This is a genomic window from Serratia sp. (in: enterobacteria) (assembly GCF_052400455.1).
Taxonomy (GTDB): Bacteria; Pseudomonadota; Gammaproteobacteria; order Enterobacterales; family Enterobacteriaceae; genus Serratia; species Serratia ureilytica.
The window spans coordinates 2,378,149-2,401,540 of sequence record NZ_CP185812.1 but is presented as its reverse complement, the minus strand read 5'-3'; the positions used below and the strand labels follow the sequence as shown (position 1 = coordinate 2,401,540).

General features: G+C 58.0%; 18 protein-coding genes. 3 read left to right on the top strand and 15 right to left on the bottom strand.

All coding sequences use genetic code 11. The features are described 5' to 3' along the window. Positions 1 to 24: 24 nt before the first annotated feature. Positions 25 to 1,641 (bottom strand): serralysin family metalloprotease, encoded by a 1,617-nt coding sequence (locus tag ACORQT_RS11695; protein WP_164058039.1) that lies wholly within the window; start codon positions 1,639 to 1,641, stop codon positions 25 to 27. 411 nt (positions 1,642 to 2,052) lie between these two features. Between ACORQT_RS11695 and ACORQT_RS11690 the strand changes: the two genes are divergently transcribed. Next, positions 2,053 to 2,406 carry a protease inhibitor Inh/omp19 family protein gene (locus ACORQT_RS11690; protein ID WP_047575881.1) on the top strand — a complete coding sequence of 118 codons (354 nt, stop codon included), beginning with the start codon at positions 2,053 to 2,055 and terminating at the stop codon, positions 2,404 to 2,406. A 4-nt stretch (positions 2,407 to 2,410) separates the two neighbouring features. On the opposite strand, the gene ACORQT_RS11685 is transcribed toward ACORQT_RS11690, so the two are convergent. Together ACORQT_RS11685 and ACORQT_RS11680 are read right to left on the bottom strand one after the other, a co-directional pair. After that, positions 2,411 to 2,932 carry a chromate transporter gene (locus ACORQT_RS11685; RefSeq protein ID WP_033644268.1) on the bottom strand — a complete coding sequence of 174 codons (522 nt, stop codon included), beginning with the start codon at positions 2,930 to 2,932 and terminating at the stop codon, positions 2,411 to 2,413. Continuing rightward, positions 2,929 to 3,495 carry a chromate transporter gene (locus tag ACORQT_RS11680; protein ID WP_042785697.1) on the bottom strand — a complete coding sequence of 189 codons (567 nt, stop codon included), beginning with the start codon at positions 3,493 to 3,495 and terminating at the stop codon, positions 2,929 to 2,931. The genes ACORQT_RS11685 and ACORQT_RS11680 overlap by 4 nt, the downstream gene beginning before the upstream one ends. Positions 3,496 to 3,598: 103 nt before the next feature. On the opposite strand from ACORQT_RS11680, the gene ACORQT_RS11675 reads away from it, so the two are divergent. Further along, positions 3,599 to 4,510: a LysR family transcriptional regulator gene (locus ACORQT_RS11675; RefSeq protein ID WP_164058040.1), complete on the top strand. Its 912-nt coding sequence runs from the start codon at positions 3,599 to 3,601 to the stop codon at positions 4,508 to 4,510. A gap of 27 nt (positions 4,511 to 4,537) precedes the next feature. Here the strand turns inward: ACORQT_RS11675 and ACORQT_RS11670 are convergent, their stop codons facing one another. The 4 genes from ACORQT_RS11670 to hsdR all read right to left on the bottom strand — a co-directional run bounded on the left by ACORQT_RS11670 (position 4,538) and on the right by hsdR (position 11,393). After that, positions 4,538 to 5,641 carry a nuclease gene (locus tag ACORQT_RS11670; RefSeq protein WP_164058041.1) on the bottom strand — a complete coding sequence of 368 codons (1,104 nt, stop codon included), beginning with the start codon at positions 5,639 to 5,641 and terminating at the stop codon, positions 4,538 to 4,540. A gap of 11 nt (positions 5,642 to 5,652) precedes the next feature. Further along, entirely contained in the window at positions 5,653 to 7,416 is a 1,764-nt protein-coding gene (locus ACORQT_RS11665) for a restriction endonuclease subunit S (RefSeq protein ID WP_164058042.1), read from the bottom strand. Next, positions 7,416 to 8,888: an N-6 DNA methylase gene (locus ACORQT_RS11660; protein WP_164058043.1), complete on the bottom strand. Its 1,473-nt coding sequence runs from the start codon at positions 8,886 to 8,888 to the stop codon at positions 7,416 to 7,418. Before ACORQT_RS11660 ends, ACORQT_RS11665 begins: the two co-directional genes overlap by 1 nt. A gap of 72 nt (positions 8,889 to 8,960) precedes the next feature. Beyond that, positions 8,961 to 11,393 carry an EcoAI/FtnUII family type I restriction enzme subunit R gene (gene hsdR / locus ACORQT_RS11655; protein ID WP_164058044.1) on the bottom strand — a complete coding sequence of 811 codons (2,433 nt, stop codon included), beginning with the start codon at positions 11,391 to 11,393 and terminating at the stop codon, positions 8,961 to 8,963. 442 nt (positions 11,394 to 11,835) lie between these two features. On the opposite strand from hsdR, the gene ACORQT_RS11650 reads away from it, so the two are divergent. Further along, the gene (locus ACORQT_RS11650) at positions 11,836 to 13,005 is read left to right on the top strand and encodes a cupin domain-containing protein (RefSeq protein ID WP_164058045.1); all 1,170 of its coding nucleotides are present in this window, start codon (positions 11,836 to 11,838) and stop codon (positions 13,003 to 13,005) included. Between the two features lie 36 nt (positions 13,006 to 13,041). Here the strand turns inward: ACORQT_RS11650 and ACORQT_RS11645 are convergent, their stop codons facing one another. The 8 genes from ACORQT_RS11645 to ACORQT_RS11610 all read right to left on the bottom strand — a co-directional run bounded on the left by ACORQT_RS11645 (position 13,042) and on the right by ACORQT_RS11610 (position 23,261). Next, positions 13,042 to 14,346, bottom strand: a complete 1,305-nt coding sequence (locus ACORQT_RS11645) for a c-type cytochrome (RefSeq protein WP_164058046.1) — start codon at positions 14,344 to 14,346, stop codon at positions 13,042 to 13,044. 11 nt (positions 14,347 to 14,357) lie between these two features. Further along, positions 14,358 to 14,816 (bottom strand): (2Fe-2S)-binding protein, encoded by a 459-nt coding sequence (locus ACORQT_RS11640; RefSeq protein WP_101453049.1) that lies wholly within the window; start codon positions 14,814 to 14,816, stop codon positions 14,358 to 14,360. Next, positions 14,816 to 17,038: a xanthine dehydrogenase family protein molybdopterin-binding subunit gene (locus ACORQT_RS11635; RefSeq protein ID WP_164058047.1), complete on the bottom strand. Its 2,223-nt coding sequence runs from the start codon at positions 17,036 to 17,038 to the stop codon at positions 14,816 to 14,818. Before ACORQT_RS11635 ends, ACORQT_RS11640 begins: the two co-directional genes overlap by 1 nt. 201 nt (positions 17,039 to 17,239) lie before the next feature. Beyond that, positions 17,240 to 18,064 (bottom strand): M55 family metallopeptidase, encoded by an 825-nt coding sequence (locus tag ACORQT_RS11630; RefSeq protein WP_047575890.1) that lies wholly within the window; start codon positions 18,062 to 18,064, stop codon positions 17,240 to 17,242. Between the two features lie 16 nt (positions 18,065 to 18,080). Then, positions 18,081 to 19,136, bottom strand: a complete 1,056-nt coding sequence (locus ACORQT_RS11625) for a P1 family peptidase (RefSeq protein WP_033650461.1) — start codon at positions 19,134 to 19,136, stop codon at positions 18,081 to 18,083. A 172-nt stretch (positions 19,137 to 19,308) separates the two neighbouring features. Next, positions 19,309 to 21,408 carry a peptidase domain-containing ABC transporter gene (locus ACORQT_RS11620; RefSeq protein WP_164058257.1) on the bottom strand — a complete coding sequence of 700 codons (2,100 nt, stop codon included), beginning with the start codon at positions 21,406 to 21,408 and terminating at the stop codon, positions 19,309 to 19,311. Next, complete coding sequence (locus ACORQT_RS11615) at positions 21,401 to 22,675, bottom strand: HlyD family secretion protein (protein WP_164058258.1); 1,275 nt, start codon at positions 22,673 to 22,675, stop codon at positions 21,401 to 21,403. The genes ACORQT_RS11620 and ACORQT_RS11615 overlap by 8 nt, the downstream gene beginning before the upstream one ends. Before the next feature lie 262 nt (positions 22,676 to 22,937). After that, positions 22,938 to 23,261 (bottom strand): hypothetical protein, encoded by a 324-nt coding sequence (locus ACORQT_RS11610; RefSeq protein WP_080376486.1) that lies wholly within the window; start codon positions 23,259 to 23,261, stop codon positions 22,938 to 22,940. Positions 23,262 to 23,392 lie beyond the last annotated feature (131 nt).

Here is a 23,392-nt window from a genome sequence, read left to right as displayed (position 1 = left end):
CCTTTTCTCTTCCCCTTCCTCACCTCAGGCAAACAAAATATCGCTCTGCTCCACTTGCCCGACCACGTGGATCTTGAAGTCGGCGGCATAGCTGTTGCTCTGGGTGTTCATCAACAGATCGGTGGTGCCGTTGAAGGCGTCGAAGTTGAGCTGGATCTCGCCTTTCTGGCCGCTGAAGGCGCTGCCGCTGTCGATAAAGCGCAGCTCGCTCAGGCTGTTGTTGAAGCGCAGGCCGGAGAGATCGATCTTGTCGATGCCGTGCTCGAAGTCTTCAATCACGTCGAACGCCGCCACCGTCGACTCTTTGGCGTTGAGATAGACGAAATAGTCGGTGAAGTTGTTGGCGTCTTTGCCGCCCCACAGATGGTCCGCCCCCCGCCCGCCGTACAGGATGTCGGAACCGGCGTTGCCCGCCAGCAGGTTGTCCTGATCGTTGCCGATGAGCAGATCGCGCCCGCTGCCGCCGATGGCGTTCTCGATGATCGCCCCGCGCGCGATGGCGACGTTCTGCGTGCCGCCGCCGACGCTGGAGAACGCGCCGTCGTTCAGGTTGATCATCTGCTGCTGGCTGTAGCCGGAGAAGTCCAGCGTGTCGTTGCCGCCGGCGTCCCACACCGCGAAGTTGACCGGTTTGCCGTTGTCCGCCGTGGCGGTCAGGAAATCACGGCCGGTGTTGGAGTTGAAGCCGTACACCGTGTCGCCGGTGCGGGTGTTCATGTTGGCGCCGTACAGCTTCTGGATCGCGGCGATGTCATCCACCATCGGCCCATAGCCATACACCCCTTTGGTGTCGGCGCCGGTGTAACCGGCGTTGAAATAGCTCATGATCGAGTATTGCAGCGAATCCTGATAATAAGCCGCGTCATTCTGATAACTCGGGCTGCCTAACGATGCGTCATAAGATCCCGGATGTGCCAGCCCCAGGGCGTGTCCCAGTTCGTGGGTGAAGGTCTGGCTGCTGAAGTCGCCGCTAACCGGCGCCTTATGGGTGGCGAAATTTTTGTTGAACCACACCGTGCCCGCAAAGGCGTTATCGCTGCCCGATTTGGAACTCGGCGGGTAATAGGCGTAAGCGTTGATGGCATTCGGGCCGCTGCCGGCTGCGGTGCTGCCGTCGGCGCGCTGCGTGAAGTAGGCGAAGGTGATATCCGCGCGGTGGTTGATATCGGTGGACGCCGCCTCGGTGAAGGTTACGTTCGCCACGTCGGCCCACGCCTGCATCGATTTCAGCGCCTGAGCCTGCGCCGCCTGGGTCAACGGCTGCAGCCCCTTGTCGCCGTCACCGGTCTGGCCGATGCGGTTCAGCGCGCTTTGCGTCAGGAAGGAATAGGTCAGCGCGACCGGCTGGTGATACACCTGGTCGCCGTTGTGCGTCAGGCCCGGCCGCGTCAACTGATCGGCGGCGCGATCGAAGCTGAAGTTATCGCGGATTTTACCCAAATTATTAATCGCCGCCCCGCCGCGCTGGTTACTGTACAGGTTAGCGTTGTCCAGCGTGAACAGTGCGCCGTAGCCCAATCCGTCATAGGGGCTGCCGGGCTGGTGATAGTAAAACTGATAGTTATGATCGTTGGGGGATGTGGCGGCCAGGCTGGTGAACTCATCGTCATCTTGCAAAATGTCGTTGTGGCGACTGCTCATTGCATTCTCCTTTTACACACTAGGAATCCACTCGATTTGTAATATTATTCATCAGTTGTTCTTATCTAAGCCGAGGCTTAGGATTGACCAGTATAGTGACTCACTCCGGCGGCGCGAGCCCGCCCAGCCTGGCTTCACCGCGCCGGGCGTTAAGAAGGAGATAACCATAACAATTTGTATTCTCACTATATTAATGAGAAAAATAAGCGCAATAACAGGTTAATCACTCGTCTTTTCGCGCCTTTTAGCGACGGTTAGATCAGAATAATCGAGGATTAAAAAACCTAATCCTTGCCTCATCATCTCGCCGGGAACGTGCTAAGGTGTGAACGGACAGCCGAAAGGAGTGACCCGATGCCAACCCATTTCCTTATGCGCGCCTTGCGCCGCGCCAGCCTGACAGGAGTCGTTATGAGCGTATTGTGCAGCAGTGCCCTGGGCAGTTCCCTGCCGTTGCTGGAGCCCGCCGCGCTGAAGGGCGACTGGCAGCTCGCCGCCATCGGCGACGGTAAAGCCGTCTGCGAGGTGCAGCTGAGCGACGAAGCGGTAGCCAACACCAACGCCTTCCGCTTCAGCGCCTCCGCCGAGTGCCTGCAGCCGCTGGCGCTGCACGCGCTGCCGGTCGCCTGGCGGCCGACGCCGGACGGCATGACGCTGACCGACGCCGAAGGGAGCATGGTGGCGTTTCTGGCCCTGACCGCGCCGAAGCGCTATGAGCTGATCGACCGCAACGGCCCTTCACGCTTTGTGCTGATCCCGCGCTAATCCTTCAGGCAAACAGCAGGCCGAGCAGCGCGCCGCCCGCCAGCACCCACAGCGGATGGAGGCGCTTGCTCATGCTCAATCCCGTCGCCAGCGCCACGATCGCCGCCAGCCGCCAATGGGGCGCTGAAGCCTCGGCGATCAAAAGGCCGCTGGCCACCACCAGCCCCACGGTCAGCGGCACCAACCCGGCCTGCACGATGCGGCGCCACGGGCGATCCTTAAAGCGCCGCCAGGCGCCCATCACCAATAGCGTAACGATGGAAGACGGCCCGAACTTGGCGATCGAAGAAACCAGCAGCCCCGCCCAGCCGGCCACGTGCCAACCGACCAGCGGCACGATCATCATGTTCGGCCCCGGCGCGGCCTGCGCCATGGCGAACAGCGCGCTGAACTCCTGGGCGCTCATCCACTGATGCACCTCCACCACCTGCCGCTGCATCTCCGGCAGAATGGTCATGCCGCCGCCGAACGCCAATAAAGAGAGCTCGGTGAAGATCAGCGCCAACGCCATCAACACCCCGCTCATGACGGCCACCGCCACATCAGCAGAATGCTCAGCGGCGCCAGCACCAGCATGGTCGGCAACAGCGGCAGGCGCAGCCAGGCAATGGCGATCAACGCCAGCGCGACGATCGCCAGCGCCGGCCATTTGCCGCGCAGCGGCAGCAGCATCTTGATCCCGGTCGAGAGCAGCAGCCCGGCGGCCGCGGCGGCCAGCCCGGCGAACACATGCTGCACATGGGGATCGTTTTGGAAGCGGGCGTACACCACGCCCAGCCCCACCACGATCGCCGTCGGCGCGCTGATGAGGCCCAGCAAGGCGCACAGCGCGCCGCGCAGCCCGCGAAATTCCATCCCCACCGCCACCGACAGGTTGATCACATTGCCGCCGGGCAAAAACTGGCACAGGCCGAGCAGCTCGGTGAACTGTTCCGCGTTCAGCCAGCGCCGGCGTTCCACCAACATGCTGCGCGCCATCGGCAGTACGCCGCCGAAGCCGATCAACCCCAGCCACAGAAAGCCCAAAAACAGCGCCGCGTTGCCCGGCGCTGCCGCCGGGTGCGGTTTTAACGTATTGATATCTGACATGACATTGCCGTTCCACATCGCTTGTTTTGATGTCTGGTATCATGCGCGCCGCCGTGCCATGATGTCTAATGCATTCCGGAACAACGAAAGATACCTTTGAGGTATGGTTATGATTGAACTGCGTCGCCTGCGGGCGTTCGTCACCGTGGTGGAAGAAGGCAACATCACCCGCGCCGCCGAGCGGCTGTTTATCCAGCAGCCGCCGCTGACCCGCCTGTTGCAGGGGTTGGAAGACGAATTGGGCGTGAAGTTGTTACAGCGATTACCGCGCGGCGTGCGCGTCACCGAAGCGGGCGACGTGCTGTTCGAAGAAGCTCGCGCCCTGCTGGCGCGCGCCGAACGCCTGCGCGAAGCGGTGCAGCGCGCCGCCCGCGGCGAGCAGGGCCACATCGCCATCGGTTTCACCAGTTCCGCCGCGCTGCACCCGTTCGTGCCCAACCTGCTGCGCCGCTACCGCGACATCCTGCCGGGCATCACCACTCAACTGGAAGAAGCCGGCAGCGGCGAACTGATGGAGGCGTTGCTGGAACAGCGCCTCGACGCCGCCTTCGTGCGCTCGCCGGCCAACGGCATTCCCGGCCTGAGCGTCGAGCCAGTGCTCAGCGAGCCGATGATCGTCGCCCTGCCGCTGGGCCACCGGCTGGCGCAAGAAACGCAGCAACCGCTGCCGTTGGCCGAACTGGCCCACGAGGCGTTTATTCTCTATCGCCGCCCGGCCGGCCAGGGGCTGTACGACGCCATCCTGGCCGCCTGCCACCGCGCCGGCTTCAGCCCGCGCATCGTGCAGGAAGCGCCGCGCCTGCCGGCCACCCTCAGCCTGGTGGGCGCCGGATTAGGGGTGTCAATCGTGCCCGGTTCCATGCGGCGGCTGGGCGGCGACGGCATCGTCTACCGCACTCTCGCCGCAGAAGCGCAGCTCAGCGCCCCGCTTTACCTGGCGCTGCGCCGCAGCCCGGCTTCGCCGATCGTCGAGCGCTTTCGTCAGTTGGTGCTGGAGACCGTGGGGGGTAGCTGATGATGGTGATCCCGTCGCACAGCCCAATTACGCGTCCGCATCCCAATGGCGGAAATAGCGTTTCAGCTTCTCAATGGTATGGCGCCACTTCGGTGTAGTTGGCTTACACACGGTGTTTTGGTTACCGAAAAAGCCAACCTCACTAATCGCGTCATTTTCGCCGCGGGTTTCCAGCCATTTTACCGGGACAAAATACTCTGACTTATCCGGATCATCGGCATTGCGGCGATACAGATCGCGATACTTAAGCACATCCATCGCCAGCTTTTCACCGTCTTCCGTATCAATAGTAAAGCTTCTGGCGGGTTCTACCGCGCTCTGAACAATGCCGACGCCAACATAACCCGTTTTCGGGATGTTCACCCAAACCCGATTACCCGGTTGAAGCTGCTTTAAAGTCTGGCTGTACCAGCTACCGCCACCAGCGCTGATAAATCCATAGCGACGCGCCTCTTCCCAGCTCCGGCTTAACGGATCGCCAAATGAAGCGTAAAACTCACCGTTCCAGGGTTCTTTGGTTTTGGCGCTGGTTCCTGCAGTGGCCTGCGCAGCATTGGTTTGCGTCTCGCTCGGATCGATAAGCCAGGCGCGGCTTAAGAATTGCTCATCACCGTGCTGGAACACGGTGAAGAACAGCACGTTAATCGAGATGCCATTCTTACTGAGATAGTCCACGATGCGCTCGGTTGAGGGATCCAGTTCTGCCGCCACGATGATAATTTGGTGTGACTGATTCAGGGAGTCCTCTTCCAGCTCGGTGTTAAAGCGTTGCTTAAACGCCTCCCCCAGATTGCCGCCGCCGGAGAATTTCTCGTAAATCTGCGACAGGCGCTCGGCAGTGAGATCATCCACCCAGGAGGCGTAGTCCAGTGCCTGCGCCACTACCTCACGTGGCGTGCGATCGCGCTTCAGCTCAATCAGAATCAACGAGGCATCCGGCGCGATGGCCAGCAGATCGATACGCCCCTTATCAAGCGTATTTTCCTGATGGCCGATCAGCATCCACTGATCAGAGATAATGGTCGGATCGCTTAAGATCATCTTCTCCAGCAGTTGTTCACTGGGGAGCTTGCTGATGGCCAGTGGCTGGGGGGCATCCCCCACCCGCCAGATTGCATGATGGAGCGGCATCGTTATGTTCCTTAGTTTAACGCGGCATCGGTAAGCGCATCCGCCAGATGGAGCTGGGTTTGTTGGGATTCAATTATTCCAGATACTAATTTTGAACATAGATTATTCATCTCTTCAACTACGTCCTTTATTCTCAAACTCTCGTTAGTTGGAGGAAGAGCAATAAATGTATTAGCCAATCTATTTAAAGCCATTTTTTGCACACCTACCTGCATTGTTTTATCTATGAACTGCCCTTGGCAAAGAGCACTTCTTAGACATAGATATAGATAGCCTTTTGAAATTAGCTTTGATGGTATTAATCTAGCTGCGTTCTCTGTAAGATTCATACCATCCAGCAACGCAGGAACAATCCCGCACTTGCCAATTGTCGCACCAACAATTGTCATGTAAATGTCATCTTTAGTTATTATATAGTTCTTGATTTTTTGGTGCATGTCTTCATCAATATATTTCAAGTCAGATAAATCAATAGTACCATCTTTCATATCCGCCACACGAATATAGACATAAGGGGTTGGTTCTGAAAGTAATTTATAACCATTTGAAACTCTTTTACCGCCTTTTATAGCAACAAGTTCGGCCAAACGGCACCACTCCCACCCATTCGGCAACTCAAACGGTTTTTCCTCATCACTCACTGGCGGCAACGGTTTTTGCTTTTTAATTTTGCCTTCTTTCACCAGCTGCGCTTTTTCCTGCTCAATACGTTTAAGCAGTTCAGAAGCGGGTTCGTCGTTAGGATCTTGCGGCACCAGTTTACCCATCACCGCCAGTTGCAGAATGGTTTGCTTAAGCGCGTCGATACTCGCTTCGGTGGTAAACAGCGTGTCGAAATGTTGGCTGATTCGCGCCCAGTTTTCGGCGAGTTGTTCGGCATTTTGGCTGTCGGTCAGCGTTGCCAGCAAGGTTCCCACCAGTTGCTGATGCGCATCCAGACTGGTCAGAGATTGTTGTTCCAGTTGGTCGCAGAGGGACATTAAATCATCGGCTACTTCAACAATTCTTAGTTGCTCATTCATAGGGGGAAAAGGCAACAAAACCTTAGAGACTACCGCACCTGACACTTCTTTAAATGTCGTCCCGCTTGCCATTTCATCTATTTTTTTAGCAGCACTCAATAGAAAATAATATATATACTCTGCACTTTCTTTGATGTACGGCACACAAGACTTGAAGCCTTGGTTAGTTGATAGCTCATTATTTGAAATCGCCACATAACCAATCGGTGCTCGGCTGGAAAAAAGCACAGAGCCTTTCGGCATTAACTTGGCTGATGAATTAGAAAGACCATCAATTGTAATATCTCTGGCACCGGAAGATATATACTTACCTTTGAGTCCGTTGAGGTCAGCGGGAGTTAACCATTTAATCCCCTGAGTACTCCAATAGAGTGGATTCTCAGATGTTGGAGTTCCTCCGCCAACAATTTCACCTATGGTTGCCAAAGTCACCCACTCCCACCCCTCCGGCAATTCAAACGGCTTCTCATCCTCACTAATTTCCGGCAGCGGCTTCTGCTTTTTAATCTTCCCCTGCTTTACCAGCTCTGCTTTCTCGGCAGCGATACGTTTTAACAGTTCAGACGCCGGTTCATCATTCTGATCCTGCGGCACCAGTTTGCCGCGCACAGCCAGTTCCAGAATCAGCTCGCGCAGTTTCTTTATGCCATAGAGATCGATTTTGCCGTTACTGCCGCGCCCAGCGGTGGAGCGGGTTTGCAGCGCAGAAGACCAGATATCAATATGGTCGGTAATCAGTTTCTCAACGCTCATCAGTTCGCCCCCTTGTTGCTGGCCAGCGCAGCGCCGAGGATGTCGCGAAGCTGATTACGCAGATCGCTGATTTCCGCCTGCTGTGCCTGGTACTGCGCCAGCAGTTCATCCGGATCGTGGCTGACGGTTTCACCCTGGTACGGGTTTTTGATATCGAGGTTGAAGTTGCGGGCGATAATGTCGTCGATGCTGACTTGCCACGCCTGGTTGTTTTCTTCGCGGCCGGCAAAACCGTCCGCTTCGTTGCCCCACCAGTCGATTTCGGCCTGGAACTCTTCAAACTTCATCGGTTTGGTTTTGCTGTAGTTCTTCACGCCGTCCGGGTACGGATGCTCGTAGAACCACACCTGTTTAGTCGGTTGACCTTTGGTGAAGAACAGAATATTGGTTTTAATACCGGTGTACGGGTTAAACACGCCGTTCGGCAAACGCACGATGGTGTGCAGGTTGCACTCTTCGGTGAGCAGTTTTTTGATTTTAGTTTTCACGCCTTCGCCAAACAGCGTGCCGTCCGGCAACACCACCGCCGCACGGCCTTTATCGGCCAGCACTTCGATAATCAGCTGCAGGAACAGATCGGCGGTTTCACGGGTTTGCATCTCTGCCGGGAAGTTCTTCTCGATGCCGTCTTCTTCGGTGCCGCCAAACGGCGGGTTGGTGACGATCACGTCAATCTGCTCATCCCAGGAAGACAGCGGCTTGTTGAGCGTGTTGTCGTGGCGAATTTGCACCGGCACCTCAATGCCGTGCAACAACATATTGGTGGTGCACAGCAGGTGCGGCAGCTGTTTCTTCTCTACGCCGTGAATCTGCGTTTGCAGCGTTTTGTGGTCTTCGGTCGTTTTGACGTAATGCTCTTTCACATGGTCAAACGCGCAGGCGAGAAAACCGCCGGTGCCGCAGGCCGGATCCATGATCGACTCGCCCAGTTTCGGGTCAATTCGGTTGACCATAAAACGCGTCACGGCGCGCGGGGTGTAGAACTCGCCCGCATTACCGGCACTTTGCAAGTCACGCAGGATCTGCTCGTAGATATCGCCGAACAAATGCCGTTCCTGGCTGCTGCTGAAATCGATTTCGTTGAGCTTGTTGATCACCTGGCGCAGCAACGTGCCGTTTTTCATGTAGTTATAGGCATCACTGAACGCCTGTTTGACCACAAAGCCGCGTGGATTTTTGTCGATAGGCGCGGTGAGGTTCTTCAGCGTCGGGAACAGGTCGTCGTTGACGAACTCCAGCAACGCATCCCCGGTGATCCCTTCGCTGTTCGCCGCCCAGCTGCGCCATAAATAGCGTTGCGGGATCGGGAACTGGTAATCATCCTGCTCCAGTTCCAGCTCTTCTTCCTGGGTATCGAAAATTTTCAGAAACAGCAGCCACGAAAGCTGGCCAAGGCGCTGCGCGTCGCCGTCTACGCCGGCGTCTTTGCGCATAATGTCCTGAAGGGATTTAATCACTGAGCTAATCGACATGTTTTCTTTCCATACTAAAAAAAGGATGCCACCGGCTGCGGGAGCAACCCGTGGCAAAATGTTTATGCGCTATCAGGCGAAACGCGGCGGTAACCGATAGATTTCGTTTTCCAGTTCGTTAACCGCCTGTTCGTAAGCCTGCTTGTCACCGAAGCGGGTTTTGATGATTTCCAGCGGACGCCCCAGCGTATCGAATGGCTTCAGTTTCAAGACCTGAACGTCCTCGATTTCCCGTACCCCTTCATCGGCATATTTATCCAGCAACGTGCTGAGCACCTGCTGCGCCGGTTCGGCGTATTTGGTGAAATAGTCACGCTTACGCACGTTGGCGGCGCGCTCCTGGCGCGTCAACGGCGGCTGACCGTACACCACATGGCAAAGCAAATCAAACGGGTCGAGATCTTTCCCCACCTCTTCGGCCAACACATCCCACAGGATACCCAATTGTTCCAGCTCTTCGATAATGGCCTGTTTACGCGGCGCCGCCTGCCATTTACGCACAAAGCCATCAAGCGAGGCGAACTCACCGTCTTTGAGCAAGGTTTTACGGGTGTAATCCTGGAAGGACTCAGTGACCAACTTGCCATCGGCATCGTAATACTGAACGCGTTTGGCCAGCACGCTGACGGTCACACCATTGACATAAAATTTACGGGTTTGGCCGTCGTCATCCTGATGGAATTCACCGTTCCCCGCCGGTTTATCCGGGTTGGCCTGGTATTCCGCCGGTTCCTCATGCGCAGCGCCGTAGGTCTCTTCTGCGTTCTCTTCGGCATCCAACCGTTCATTAAAATCAGACTCCGCGTCTGAAATATCGTCAGGCTTCACGACCAGCACTTTCTCCGGCACGCCGTCAAAGCGCTCATCCGCAAACAGCTCGGTCGCTTTTTTGAAATCGAGAATGGTGAACCACAGTTTGCCGTACTTTTCGTTGATACGCGTGCCGCGCCCGATAATCTGTTTGAACTTGGTCATCGACTGGATGTTCTGATCCAACACGACCAATTTACAGGTTTGGGCATCCACGCCGGTAGTCATCAACTCGGAGGTCGTCGCGATAACCGGGTAGGCTTTTTTAGGATTGATAAAGTTATCCAGCTGCGCCTTGCCGGCGTCATCATCGCCGGTGATTTTCATCACATACTTTTCGTTCTTCAGGACCTGTTCCGCATTCAGTACCACCAACGCGTGGCGCATGCGATCGGCATGATCGATGTCGTTGCAGAAGATGATGGTTTTATCCATCGGGTTGGTGCGCTTGAGGTAATCGGTGATGGTCTGTGCCACCAGCATGGTACGCTCATCAATTACCAGCGTGCGGTCAAAATCTTTCAGGTTATAAATGCGATCTTCAATTTCTGCGCCGTATTTATCCAACTGTCCTTTAAGCGGCCGCCAGCCCTGTACGTCAACGTCGATATCCACACGCACCACTTTGTATGGCGCGAGGAAGCCGTCTTCAATACCCTCTTTCAGCGAGTAGGTGTACACCGGATCACCGAAGTAGTCGATGTTGGAGACGTCTTCGGTTTCTTTCGGCGTCGCCGTCAGGCCAATCTGGGTGGCGCTGCCGAAATACTCCAGAATTTCGCGCCATGCAGAATCCTCGGAGGCGCTGCCACGGTGGCATTCGTCGATCACGATCAGGTCGAAGAAGTCTGGCGCCACCTGTTTGTAGGCTTTTTGATACTCTTCGGGGCCGGTTATCGCCTGGTACAATGCCAGATGGACCTCATAGGCCGGATCGATGGTGCGCCCGGCGATTTTGGTCATGGCGTTGCCAAACGGCTGGAAATCGTTATTTTTGGTCTGATCGACCAGAATGTTGCGATCCGCCAGGAACAGAATGCGTTTTTTGTTTTTCGCTTTCCACAACCGCCAGATGATCTGAAACGCGGTATAGGTTTTGCCCGTACCGGTCGCCATCACCAACAAAACGCGGTTTTTCCCTGCCGATACGGCATCGACCGTTCGGTTGACCGCCTGCATCTGATAGTAACGGGGGGACTTGCCACTGCCGTCATCGTAATAATCTTGGCTGATGACCGGCAATTGCTCCTGCGTGAACCCTTTCCAGACACAGTACTTCTGCCATAGCTGTTCAGGCGTTGGAAAGTCGCTAAGTGCAATTTCGGACTCCAACTGCTGGGGATTGGTTTTGTCATGGAAGATAAAACCGTCGCCGTTGGAAGCAAACACAAAGGGAACGTCAAGCAGCCCGGCGTAATCCAGCCCCTGTTGCATCCCTTTGCCGATGGCGTGCTGATTGGCTTTTGCCTCGATCACCGCTAATGGCAAGTTTGGCTTGTGGTAGAGAACGATATCGGCGGATTTGACTTTGATACGGGAAGCCAGTTTTCCGCGCACCACGATCTTACCATCCCGGAGTTTCACTTCCTGCCGAATCTGTGACATCACATCCCAACCGGCTTCCTTGACCGCCGACAGAATAAATTTGGTGATGATGTCCGTTTCGGTCAGATGTGTTTTGTTTACGCCAGCCATAGCAAAGTTCTCAACGGTATTGGGTTAACTCTGATTTTACACAAATTAATGCATTACGTAATGACTTGAAACGGGTTTTCAGGCTGTTGTCACCCTTTAACCGCGTCGAGCGCTTTCGTCAGCTGGTGCTGGAGACCGTGGGGCAGTCATAAAAAGCCCGAACGGCCAATAAAAAATGACGTTCGTTTATTATTTATTTAAGCCTGTGAGCGGTGAAAATTAATTCCAATCCATGACTATTCAACTTCCGGTTAATTAATTAAACCCGCTCTCACTTAGTAACAAACGCAAACAAATAAGCGCCTACGCAATACATTCCAGCCGCTAGGATTTAAGGGTCACAGCCTATTCCCGCCGATGACAAAAAATCATTTCAATGGCGATCGCGCCTTCCCTGTCGCCTGCCGCTGCAGGCGCACGGTTTTATATTGGAGAAAACGCTATGCTATCGCGTCGTGATATATTGAAAGTCTCCGCCGTCAGCGCGGCCGCCGCCGGCATGATCGGCGGCATCGCCAAAAATGCCGCTGCCGACGACCATCGCAATATCGTGCCTCCCAGCAGCTATCAGCCGCCTGCCGATGCGCAGCATCTCTATAAATACAAATTCACCGACAGCAAAAAGCGCAGCCTGCCCAACGGCTGGGCGCGCGAAGCCACCGTCGAGCAATTCCCGATCTCCGAAGGCGTGGCGGGCGTCGACATGACGCTGGAGCCGGGCGGCGTGCGTGAGCTGCACTGGCACGCCATCGCCGCCGAATGGGCGTTTATGCTCGAAGGCCATGCGCGCATCACCATCCTCGATCCCGAGGGAAAATGTGAGGTGGCGGATTTCGGCCCCGGCGACGTCTGGTATTTCCCGAAAGGCTATGGCCATTCCATTCAGGCGCTGGCGGACGGCGCGCATTTTATTCTGGCGTTTGATAACGGCCACTTCTCTGAATTCGGCACTTTCAGTATTACCGATTGGGTGGCGCATATGCCGAAAGAGGTATTGGAAAAAAGCGTCGACATGCCGGCGGCGGTATTTTCCAAGGCCAAACAGGGCGAAGCTTATATTGTCGGCGGCGCCGTTCCGCCCGCATTGCCATTGCCGAAAAACGACGGCGGATTAAATAACGCCCCGCTGACCCACCGCTATGAATTAATGAAGCAAAAGCCGTTCTTTGAAAATGACGCCGGCAGCGTCCATTTGGTGTCGTCGAAAGAATTTCCCATTTCCACCACCATGACCGGCATCATCGAGATCGTGAAACCCGGCGCAATCCGGGAATTGCACTGGCACCCCAATGCCAACGAATGGCAATACTATATTGCCGGCAAAGGCCGCATGACGGTGTTCAGCTCGCACGGCCATGCGCAGACGGAAGAGTACGCCCCTTCGGACGTCGGTTACGTGCCGCAGGGCTTCGGCCATTACATCGAGAACATCGGCGATGAGGATTTGAAGGTACTGATCGTGATGGACAACGGCATTTATCAGGATATTTCGTTGTCCGACTGGCTGGCGAAAACCCCGGCTTACCTGCTGGCGGACAACTTCAATAATCAGGTTGAGGACTGGCAGGATAGACCGAAAGACAAACGGGTGATGTCGCGCCGCAGCCGCTGACGCCGCGGCGAGGGAGAATCTCCCTCGCCGCTTTCTTTACTGCTTGCGCTGCTCCGCCACCTGTTTGGCGGTGACCTTGCCCTGCTTGTCGCCGAAATGGCCAACCACAAAGTTGGCGACCGCCGCCACTTCCTCGTCGGAATACGCGCTGCCGAACGCCGGCATCATCTCATGCCGCTCGCCGACGCTGATGCTTGTCCCCTTCAGGATGGCCTGCACCACGCTGCGCCCCTGCGGATCGTTCACCGCCGTGCTGCCGACCAGCGACGCGTACTCGCTCTGGCGGCCCGGCCCGTTCCACTGGTGGCAGCCGCTGCAGTCGTTGGCGAACACCCGGCGCCCGAGCGAGCTGTCTTGCCCGCCCGGCAGGATCGGCGTGGAAGCCCCCGCGCCCTTCGGCTGCAGGTTCACCGCCGCGGCGTCGTCCCCGGCGATCGGCTCGATATCGCGCAGGTATTTCACCAGCGCCAGATTATCTTCCCGCGTCAGGAACTGCAGGCTGTTCTCCACCGCTTCCGCCATCGGGCCGGCGGCGCTGCTGCGCCCCGGCGCATGACCGGTGGCCAGATATTGCGACAGCTGCTGGTCGCTCCAGCCGCCGATGCCGGTCTGTTTGTCCGGCGTGATGTTGGCGGCGAACCAGCCCTGCACCACTTCACCGCTCAGGTGCTTGCTCTGGTTAAGGCCGAACCCCAGATTGCGCGGCGTATGGCACTCACCGCAGTGGCCGAGCGCCGTCGCCAGATAGGCGCCGCGATTCCACTGTTCATCCTTGTTGAGATCCGGCGCGAAGCGCTGCTCCTGGAAGAACGCCAGGTTCCAGAATTTCATGCCCCAACGCTGATTGAACGGGAACGACAGATCGTTTTGCGGGTTGACCTGTTTCACCGGCGGCAGGCTGAACAGATAATCCTTAATCGCCAGCACGTCGTCGCGGCTCAGCCCGGTGTACGAGGTGTACGGCATCGCCGGGTACAGGTTGCCCTGCGGGCCGATGCCCTCACGCACCGCGCGCACGAACTGATCGTCGCTCCAGTTGCCGATGCCGGTCTCCTTGTCGGCGGTGATGTTGGTGCCGTAAATGGTGCCGAACGGCAGTTTAAAGGCGAAGCCACCCGCATAAGGCGCGCCGCCCGGCGCGGTATGGCACGCCACACAGTCGGCGGCGCGCGCCAGGTACTCGCCGCGCGCCAGTTTATCGGTCATGCCGGCCGGCGCCCCGGCGATCGGCGCCGCAGGCTCCGCGCCGGCAGGCCGCAGCAGGGTATACAGCGCGTATCCTCCCGCCAACACCACCACGGCGATAATCAGCCATAACAGCCCTTTCAAGGCGTTGCTCATCGCATCTCTCCCTAACCCAACGCCTTGGCGGCCTGGTGGATGGCGGCGCGAATGCGCACATAGGTGGCGCAGCGGCAGACGTTGCCGCCCATCGCCGCGTCAATGTCCGCATCGCTCGGGTTTTTACTCTGGGCCAGCAGCGCGCTGGCGCTCATGATCTGGCCGGACTGGCAGTAACCGCACTGCACCACGTCCAGGTGGAGCCAGGCTTCCTGCACCGCCTTGCCTTCCGGCGTGGCGCCGACGGCTTCGATGGTGGTGATTTTCTTGCCGGCGGCGGCGGAGACCGGCGTCATGCACGAACGCACCGGCACGCCGTCCAGATGCACGGTGCAAGCGCCGCACATGGCGATGCCGCAGCCGAACTTGGTGCCGGTCAGGCCGGCTTCGTCACGCAAAAACCACAGCAGCGGCATGTGCGGATCGCCCTCAAAGGTCAGCGGCTGCTCGTTTACGGTTAAATGAATCATCAGGTTCTCTCCTTGTCAGACGCCGGATTCGTAGTGGGATTATGCAGCGGCAGGCTCAGCGAGGCGCGAGGCCGCCCGAGCAGCGCCAGCGCGTTGCCGACCGCCGGAGCGATGGTCGGCACCCCCAGTTCGCCCACGCCGGTCGGTTTCTCGGTCGAGGGCATGATGATCACCTCAACCTCCGGCATCTCATTGATGCGCAGCGGGCGGAAATTATTGAAGTTGGACTGTTCGACCACGCCGTCTTTCAGCGTGATATTGCCGTACAGCGCCAGGTTCAGGCCGTAGCCGATGCCGCCTTCGATCTGCGCGCGGATCACGTCGGGGTTCACCGCCACGCCGCAGTCCACCGCGCACCACACCTTGTGCACTTTCGGGATGCCCCCTTCGCCGATCGATACCTCGGCCACCTGCGCCACATAGGTATCGAACGCCTTGGCAACGCCCACGCCGCGCGCGCGTCCGTCCACCACCTTGGCGCCCTGCCAATCAGCGGCTTTGGCCACCGCCCGCAGCACGCCCGCCGCGCGCGGCGCGTCGCCCATCAGCGCCAGCCGCCCTTCCACCGGATCCTGCCCGGTTTCCTGCAGCAGTTGATCGATAAAGCTCTCCACCGCGTGGCCGGTGTGGGTGCTGGCGACCGACCGCAGCGAGGTGGTCGGCACCTTGCCGGGCACGATATGCGCATCGCAGCGGAAGGCCTCAAAGGTATAAGGCACCTCGCTGGCGCCCTCGACCATCATCTGATCGAGGCCGTTGACCACCAGCGCATCCATCGCGCTGTGGCGCGTCCAGGAGTGGCCGACTACGGTATCGGTCCAGCCCACCACCTTGCCGCCGCGAATGGCGCCGCGCAGGCGATGCAGGATCATCGGGCGATACCAGCCGTTGCGGATGTCGTCCTCGCGCGTCCATACCACCTTCACGCCGTGGCCGGGGCCAATGCCCTTGGCCGCCGCCGCCATGTCGGCCGCCAGATCCGGCCCCAGCGTCGGGTTGCCCAGATCGATACGCCGGCCGAAGCTGCCGCCTGCCAGAATGGTTTCAATCTGCACCTTCTCCGGCGGCAGCTCGAACAGATCGCACAGCTGCTTGTGGTCGAGCGTCTGGATTTGGCAGCCGTAGCGCGCCTTGACGCTTTCGCCGTCCCAGAACAGATAGCCGTCCAGCGGCTCCATCGGCGCGTGAGCGACGTAGGGGAAGGTGTATTCGGCCTCAATCACCTTGTCGGCCTTGTCGAACACCTCGTCCGGCTTACCGAGACTCTTCGCCACTACGCCGGTTTTCTGCGCCACCTGGCGGAATTCGGCGTAAATCTCCTCGGTGTTGCGTCGCTCCGCCTGCGCATCGTCCCAGGTGACCCTAAGCCGATCCCGCCCCTGGATCGCCGCCCAGGTGTTTTTGGCGTAAACCGCCACGCCGGTGGCAACCTGTTTCACCGCCACCACGCCCGGCACCGCCAACGCACGGTCGGCGTCAAACGTCGCCACCTTGCCGCCGAAGCGCGGCGGTTTCTTGATGGTGACGGTCAGCATGTCCGGCTCGTGGATATCCTGCGAGAACTGCGCGCTGCCGTTGGTTTTCGCCAGTGAATCGACGCGGTGCAGACCGCGCGTTTTGCCGATCAGGGTGAAATTGGCCGGATCCTTCAGCGCCAGGCTGGCGGGATCGGGCGGCGGCAGCGTGGCGGCCAACTCGGCGAACTCGCCGAAACCCGCTTCGCGCCCGCTGGCGGCATGGCGGATCTTGCCCGCCTGCACGGTGATTTCCTGCGCGGAGGTTTTCCAACTCTGTGCCGCAGCCTGCACCAGCAGCGCGCGCGCCATGGCGCCCATGCGCCGCATCTGTTCATAGGCGTTGGCGACCGAGCTGGAACCGCCGGTGCCCTGGAATCCGAACGCCAGGTTCTTGTAGACGGCGGTATCCACCGGCGCGGCCACTACCCGCACCTGCGCCCAGTCGGCGTCGAGCTCTTCGGCGACCAGCGTCGCCATGCCGGTATAGACCCCCTGGCCTACTTCGGTGTGTTTACTGATGACGGTGACGATGCCGTCGGCGCCGATCTGGACGAAGGCGTTGGCGTCAAACGCCGTCGCGCCGGCGGCGGCCGGGGCGTTCGAGCGCGCCAGCGCGCCGGTGGACGGCAGATAGGCGCCGATCACCAACGCCCCGGCGCCGACGATAAACCGCCGCCGCGAAAGCGGAACTTGGGATATGCTCATTGCTCATGACTCCAAAAAAACCGAAGGCGTCACTGCCTTCGGCGAAACAGCGCTAATTATGGGAATGGCTTGCCGCGCCGGTCAGGTGACATAGCACAACAGAGCAATAATTAGCGTAGCCTATTATCCAGTAGGCTTAATGTTGAAGAGGGATTTTCTATTGGAGAATCGTGCGGTGCGGGCGGAAACCCGCACCGGGGGTCAGCTCTGCGTCGTCGCCAGATAGGAGAAGACGCTGAGCAGGCGGATTTGCGCCGCCATGTTGTCGCTGTCGAAGGCCACGGTGAGCGCATCCTGGCGCTCCACGCCGGGCACCAGGCTGAACAGATCCGCCAGCACCGGTTTGGCCGCCATCAGCGTCAGCCGGTAAGGCGGCATAAAACGGCGCTCCACCGGCAGTCTGGCGCCCTGGCGCACCTGCTGCATCGCGCGCTCGCGGATCTCGGCGCGTGCCCGCTGTGGGCTGAGCGATTCTGCGGCGGTTTGCGAGAGGGCGCGTTTCACGCAAACATAGCCGGATTGCGGATAACGTTCAGCGATCCAGCGTTGCAGCTCGTCGTCACCGCTCACCAGCCACAGCGGCACGTTCAACTCGGCCGCCGCCGCCGCATACAGATCGCTTTCGCCTACCGCCTCGCCGTTCAGGCTGACGCGATAAAAGGCCCGGCCGTTAATGGTATGCGCCAGCACACCACGCTCGCCGGCGGCGCTGTGATAACCAATAAACATCAGGCCGTCGTAACGTTGATGCTGCAGCCCTTCCACCATCGACAGCCCGCGCGGTTTGCCCTGCACCAGGCGCGCCCGCGCATCGATGCGTTCGGCGCGCAGGTTCTGCATCATCGCGTGGCTGTCGGCCACCGTCACCTCGGTGGCGCCGCCGGCAAAAGCGCCGTCGATGGCGGCGTTGACCTCCTGCTCCATCAGCTCGCGCGCCGCCGCATAGTCGGCGTGGGCCGGGTTGCACTGCTCCGGCCGCATCACGCCGGCGATCCCCTCGATATCCGCAGAGATAAAGACTTTCACATCAAGCTCCCGTTATTTAATTTGCCGCCAGCCGATCGAGCAGCGGGCCCAGCGCCACGCGCGCATGCTGCTCGAAGCCGCTGACGCCTTCGGCGCTGAGCAACGCATCCAGCACCGCGTATTCGGTGGCGTCCGCCGCCGCCGCGAACAGCGGCTCCAGCCGTTCGTCCGGCAGCGTCGCCCCCAGCAACCGAGTGGAGAACGCCAGCGCGATGTCGCCGGAGCCGTGCCCCCAATGGCTGCCCACCCGCCCCAGGCCCGCGCCCGCGCGGCGGGCGATGCGGTTCAGCTGGCGGCTGTCCAGCGCCCGATCGCAGGCGATGATGATGATGACCGAACCGGCATCCACCTGCGGCGGCGGATCCGCCAACAGCTTGCCCAGCGCCTGGCCAACGCGCACGCCGCTCAGCGTCAGCGAGTCGAGGGTGCCGAAATTGGCCAGCACCAGCACGCCGAGCGTGGTGCCGAGCCCCGGGCAATAGCGCGAAGCGGTGCCGATGCCCCCTTTCAAGCCGAAACTGCTCATGCCGCGCCCGGCGCCGACGCTGCCGCGCGCAAAGCGGGTGGAATGGTTATCCAGCGCGCTGAAGACGTGCTCCTCACGCACCGCCATCGCCTGAATATCGTTGAGGTAGCCGTCGTTGCACTCCAGCACCAGCGGGTTGATGGTGGCGCTGCCGCGGCCGATCTGCGGGTAGCGCCGGCAGCTGCGCCGCACCATGGCGTTGAACAGCGTGCCGACCGCGAAGGTATTGCTCAGCAGGATCGGCGTTTGCAGCACCCCCAGTTCGTTCAGCTGCACCAGCCCCAGCGGCTTGGCGAAGCCGTTGAGCACCGCGCTGCCGCACGGCAGCGGCTGGTTGAATAGGTCACCCGGCGGCACGATGGCGGTGACGCCGGTCTGGCATTCGCCGTCGGCCAGCGTGTGATGCCCGACGCTGACGCCCGGCACATCGCACAGGGTGTCAGTCGGGCCGGCCGGATAACGCGCGCCCGGCAGGCGGCGGTGGCGCCGCCAATAGCTCAGCAGATTATCGAGGCTTTGTTGTTCAAATGCCTGGCTGTCTGTCATGGTTCCCTCATCCGCCGTTAGCCCATCAGAAAACCAGAATATCGCGCAATGCGCCGCGCCGTAAATTGAAAGCGGAAGCGAGCAGCAAAAATAGCCTTGCCCCATCGCCACTTATTGGGTTTTTAGGGAGAAAAGCAATGTAAATGGCTTGTGGCGCGGGTGATATCCCCCCTTATCCAAGATGGATAACCCGATCTGCCGACGCAATGGTCGTTTCACGGTGGGCAATGATCAGCTTAGTGATATTGAGTCTCTTAATTGCCTGATTCACGGCAGCTTCGCTCTCCTTATCCAGTGCACTGGTGGCCTCATCCAGGAACAAAATAGCCGGTTTCTTGTAGATTGCCCGAGCTATGAATAGCCGTTGTTTTTGCCCGCCGGACAATCCTTCCCCCAACTCGCCGATCGGGGTTTCATACCCCATCGGCATGCGCATGATCACCTCATGCAGATAGCTGGCACGGGCACAGGCTTCCATCCAGGCATCATCCATCTTGTCCGCGAACCCGCAAATATTTTCGCGGATTGAGCCGGAGAACAGTTTGTCGTCCTGCATCACGCAGGCAATCATTTTGTGGTAGTTGTTGATGCCGAGCTGCCGGATATCGACGCCGTTCACCTCAACCCGCCCTGCAGCCGGGGTAAACAGCCCGCACAACACCTTCATCAGCGTGGTTTTTCCGGCGCCGGACGGGCCCACGATGGCCACGCTTTCGCCCGGCGCAACGCTGATGTCCAGGCCATCAAAGATAGCCGGTGACTGGCTGTCGTAACGATAGCTCAGGGCATGGGTCGTCAATCCCAAAGGTTGCAGGCCCGCCGTGTAAGGGTGATCGGGTTTACGCTCCTCCCGCGGATGCAGGGCGATATCGGCAATGCGCTCGTTATGCAGGCTCATCATGCGCAGCTGCAGCAAAAATTCCGTCAGCGACCCGATGCGGTCGGAGAACTGCCCCCGAAAGGCGCCGAACGCCACGAACATACCGAGGGTCATCTGGTTATCGATCACCAGGCTAGTTCCCAACCACAGAATGACGATCTGGTCACACGCCGCTATAAAGGTGTTGATCCCGCCAAACAGCATGTCCATTCGGGTGACGCGGATCCCCGTGTTGATGGTGTCGATTTCAAGGTTTAGCCAGTGAGCGATGCGGCGTTCTGCCATGCCCTGCATCTTGACGGTAGCGATACCGTACAGCGTTTCCATAAAATACGAGCCGGCCCGAGCCTCTCTCACCAGCGCCTCCTCGGACAGCTGACGGTAATAGCCGTAGGTCAGCAGTCGCATCAACACATAAAGCGCAGTGAAAGTGAGCACTACCCAGGTCAGCCAGCCGCCATACAGCGCCATCATCACCAGCACACCGATCACCATGATGCCGTCCATGATGGCGCCGACGATGCTGGTGGTGAAAGTGCTGCGCAGCGTATCCAGTGAACCGAAGCGTGACTGAATGTCCCCCAGCTTACGACGTTCAAAGTAACCGAGCGGCAGGCGCAGCAGATGGGTGAACAACCCGGACTGCCACTGAACGTTGATAAGCGTCGCCATGACCAATCCTGACCATGCCCGCACCATGCCGATGGCAGCCCGCAACAAGATAAACAGCATCAATCCGGCGCAGATGAGCGACAGTAACCCACGATCTCCGGCAGGAATAGCGTGATCCATCACCAGCTGCGTGCCGATGGGCATCACCAGGTTGATGGTTTCGAATACCAGAGACAGGCAAAAGATTTTGCCGAGCGCCCCCTTGAGGCCATGCACGCTGCCGATCAGCGTGCGAAGATGAATGCGATGGCGGACGCTGTCGGCGGTGAATTCGCTGCCGGGCCAGGCCTCAAGCGCTACGCCGGTGAAACTGTGCGACAGTTCCGTCAGGCTGACGGCCCGGCGCCCGCGCGCCGGATCATGCAGCACTGCGCGGTGGCCTTTGACGCTGACCAGCACCACAAAATGGTTGAATTCCCAGTGCAGAATGCAGGGCAGTTTTAGCGCGCCGAGTTCGTCCAGATCCAGAGACAGGGGACGGGTGCTCACCCCCAATTGCTCGGCGATACCGGTCAGTCCAACCAGCGTTGCACCGCGGGTTGACAGGTTGAACTGCCGGCGCAGCGCGATCATGTCGATATTTTTGCCGTAATAACCGCAGATCATCGCCAGACAGGCCAGCCCGCATTCCGACGACTCGGTCTGGTGCACCATCGAAACCCGGTGGCGCAACCGCAGATCCAGTTGGCTGACCCGTTGTTTGAATGAGGTCCTACTCATTGACTGGCCCCGCCGCGCTGTGTTTCATGTCGTAGAACGGCGACAGCATCCATTGATAAATCTTCCTTTTTTCCAGAAACAGGGTGCTTTGCGCTTTCATGCCGTTTTCCAGGCTCAGACGTTTACCGTCATAGGCAATGGCCTGTTTCTCCGGCATGACGATCACTTTGTAGTACGGCACGGCGGCGGTCAGCGCCGCTTTGGGCGCTCCCTGATAGGTCAGCATTTCCTGCGGCGAGGCCGGGGCTTTGGAGATGACGGCCACCGTACCGGCAAACTGGCCAAATTTCTCCGCCGGAAAAGCGTCATAGCGCACATTGACCTTATCGCCGGCGACGATGTAGGGGATAGCGTCGTTGGGCACCCACAGTACCAGGGCATAGCGATCGATGTTTTGCGGGATAATCTGCAGCAGACTGTCGCCGACGTTGACCATTTGGCCAACCGTGACGCTCAGCGAATCGATACGGCCGCCGGCCAGCGCGCGAACGATAATATCGCCAGTGGCATCTATGTTTTGCCGCTCCTTTTGCAGCTCGTAGCGCTGCAGCTCCATCTGGTAAATCTGGTTGTCGAATTCGGCGGCCTGGATATGGATCTGGCTTTCCAGCGCGGTGATCTGCAGCGCATTCTGTTCGTTCTGGCCGGACAGGCCCAGCAGGTTGTTCTGCTGCTGGTAATACAGCGCCACCTGGTTGGTGAGCTGATCCTTATTGATCAGCCCTTTGGTCTGATAGTGCCGGTAGTTCTCCATGTTTTCCTTCATGATGCGAATCCCTTCCTGGGCGCGTTTGAGGATATCGGTGGAACGGGTGAATGCGGCGGTGTATTGCGCCTTCTGTTGTTCCAGCATGATAAGCGTGGCCTGCTTGCTGCTTTCCAGTCGGTTGATGATTTGCGCAATGCGTGCCAGCTGGCCATCGATATCCCGGCGCTGGTTGTCGCTGATCACACCGCTACGGGTACTCTTGCTGACGTCGATCTGGTAAATGGGGGCACCAGCGGCAATCACCTGCCCTTCGGTGACGAATTGCTTGACCACTATCCCCTGGACGGCGGAATAAACGTTGGCGGCGCGCGGATAAGTGCTGATCTCGCCGGTCACGTTGACCCGCCGGGTATAGGTACCGGCGATCGCGAAGGTGAGAAAGGCGATGAAGAAAAACAGGCAGAACCCTGTCGTGCCCCAAACGGGAATACCGGGTAGCAGAAGCGCCCTGCCACGCCATTTCATTTTCTGATTCTCGATCGCTTCCTGGCGAAACATGAGCAGCGTCCCTTAGTGATAGCTAACATTCAAATTCACAGACTACTGTATTGACAATAAAATAAGCTGAAGGTCAGTTAATTTTGGTGAGAGGATATGAAACCATTAAAATAAACACCTTTAAATCTTCTGAGTGATCCTGGCGCCAATAAATTTTTATGAACGTATGTTTCACCCAATGGCGGTATCATATCCAGAGAAAAATCAGAGAGATCCAGTTCGACAAGCCTTTTTTATTTTTTAAATCCTACAGTATCTACTTCTAACTCATTTTCATCGTGGCAAAATAGACTATCGTCATAATAATAACAAAAATAGAACAGAACAATAAATCACCTGAAAAATTTCTCAATGAATCCAAATAATCATTGCTGTTCTTATTTAATTTTTTAATGGCATCGCTTTCGTTCTCAGCCTCTACTTCAACATAATGCTTTCTGAACCCCTTCTGCTTCATGTCTTTAATTATTTCTCGCGTAACCACTTCCTTTCTTAGCACTTTTGATTCATCACTCTTTATAAAAACAACATATCTATTCATCATATACCCCATCTCCGTTATCAGACGCTCTTTTTCCACTCCCATCTCGATCCTGCCATCCACCCGACATCGCATAGAATTGGCTGCTTAAAATTTCCTTCATCAATGTTCCCCTATGCATTCACTGGGGTTATCCCATTTTAAAAGGGTTATAGTTGAAAAAGTAAAACACACTA

Excerpts from the sequence above, each read along its gene's own strand:
- ACORQT_RS11695 (WP_164058039.1), bottom strand. The coding sequence starts at position 1,641 with ATGAGCAGTCGCCACAACGACATTTTGCAAGATGACGATGAGTTCACC.
- ACORQT_RS11690 (WP_047575881.1), top strand. The coding sequence starts at position 2,053 with ATGAGCGTATTGTGCAGCAGTGCCCTGGGCAGTTCCCTGCCGTTGCTG.
- ACORQT_RS11685 (WP_033644268.1), bottom strand. The coding sequence starts at position 2,932 with ATGAGCGGGGTGTTGATGGCGTTGGCGCTGATCTTCACCGAGCTCTCT.
- ACORQT_RS11680 (WP_042785697.1), bottom strand. The coding sequence starts at position 3,495 with ATGTCAGATATCAATACGTTAAAACCGCACCCGGCGGCAGCGCCGGGC.
- ACORQT_RS11675 (WP_164058040.1), top strand. The coding sequence starts at position 3,599 with ATGGTTATGATTGAACTGCGTCGCCTGCGGGCGTTCGTCACCGTGGTG.
- ACORQT_RS11670 (WP_164058041.1), bottom strand. The coding sequence starts at position 5,641 with ATGCCGCTCCATCATGCAATCTGGCGGGTGGGGGATGCCCCCCAGCCA.
- ACORQT_RS11665 (WP_164058042.1), bottom strand. The coding sequence starts at position 7,416 with ATGAGCGTTGAGAAACTGATTACCGACCATATTGATATCTGGTCTTCT.
- ACORQT_RS11660 (WP_164058043.1), bottom strand. The coding sequence starts at position 8,888 with ATGTCGATTAGCTCAGTGATTAAATCCCTTCAGGACATTATGCGCAAA.
- hsdR (WP_164058044.1), bottom strand. The coding sequence starts at position 11,393 with ATGGCTGGCGTAAACAAAACACATCTGACCGAAACGGACATCATCACC.
- ACORQT_RS11650 (WP_164058045.1), top strand. The coding sequence starts at position 11,836 with ATGCTATCGCGTCGTGATATATTGAAAGTCTCCGCCGTCAGCGCGGCC.
- ACORQT_RS11645 (WP_164058046.1), bottom strand. The coding sequence starts at position 14,346 with ATGAGCAACGCCTTGAAAGGGCTGTTATGGCTGATTATCGCCGTGGTG.
- ACORQT_RS11640 (WP_101453049.1), bottom strand. The coding sequence starts at position 14,816 with ATGATTCATTTAACCGTAAACGAGCAGCCGCTGACCTTTGAGGGCGAT.
- ACORQT_RS11635 (WP_164058047.1), bottom strand. The coding sequence starts at position 17,038 with ATGAGCATATCCCAAGTTCCGCTTTCGCGGCGGCGGTTTATCGTCGGC.
- ACORQT_RS11625 (WP_033650461.1), bottom strand. The coding sequence starts at position 19,136 with ATGACAGACAGCCAGGCATTTGAACAACAAAGCCTCGATAATCTGCTG.
- ACORQT_RS11620 (WP_164058257.1), bottom strand. The coding sequence starts at position 21,408 with ATGAGTAGGACCTCATTCAAACAACGGGTCAGCCAACTGGATCTGCGG.
- ACORQT_RS11615 (WP_164058258.1), bottom strand. The coding sequence starts at position 22,675 with ATGTTTCGCCAGGAAGCGATCGAGAATCAGAAAATGAAATGGCGTGGC.
- ACORQT_RS11610 (WP_080376486.1), bottom strand. The coding sequence starts at position 23,261 with ATGGGAGTGGAAAAAGAGCGTCTGATAACGGAGATGGGGTATATGATG.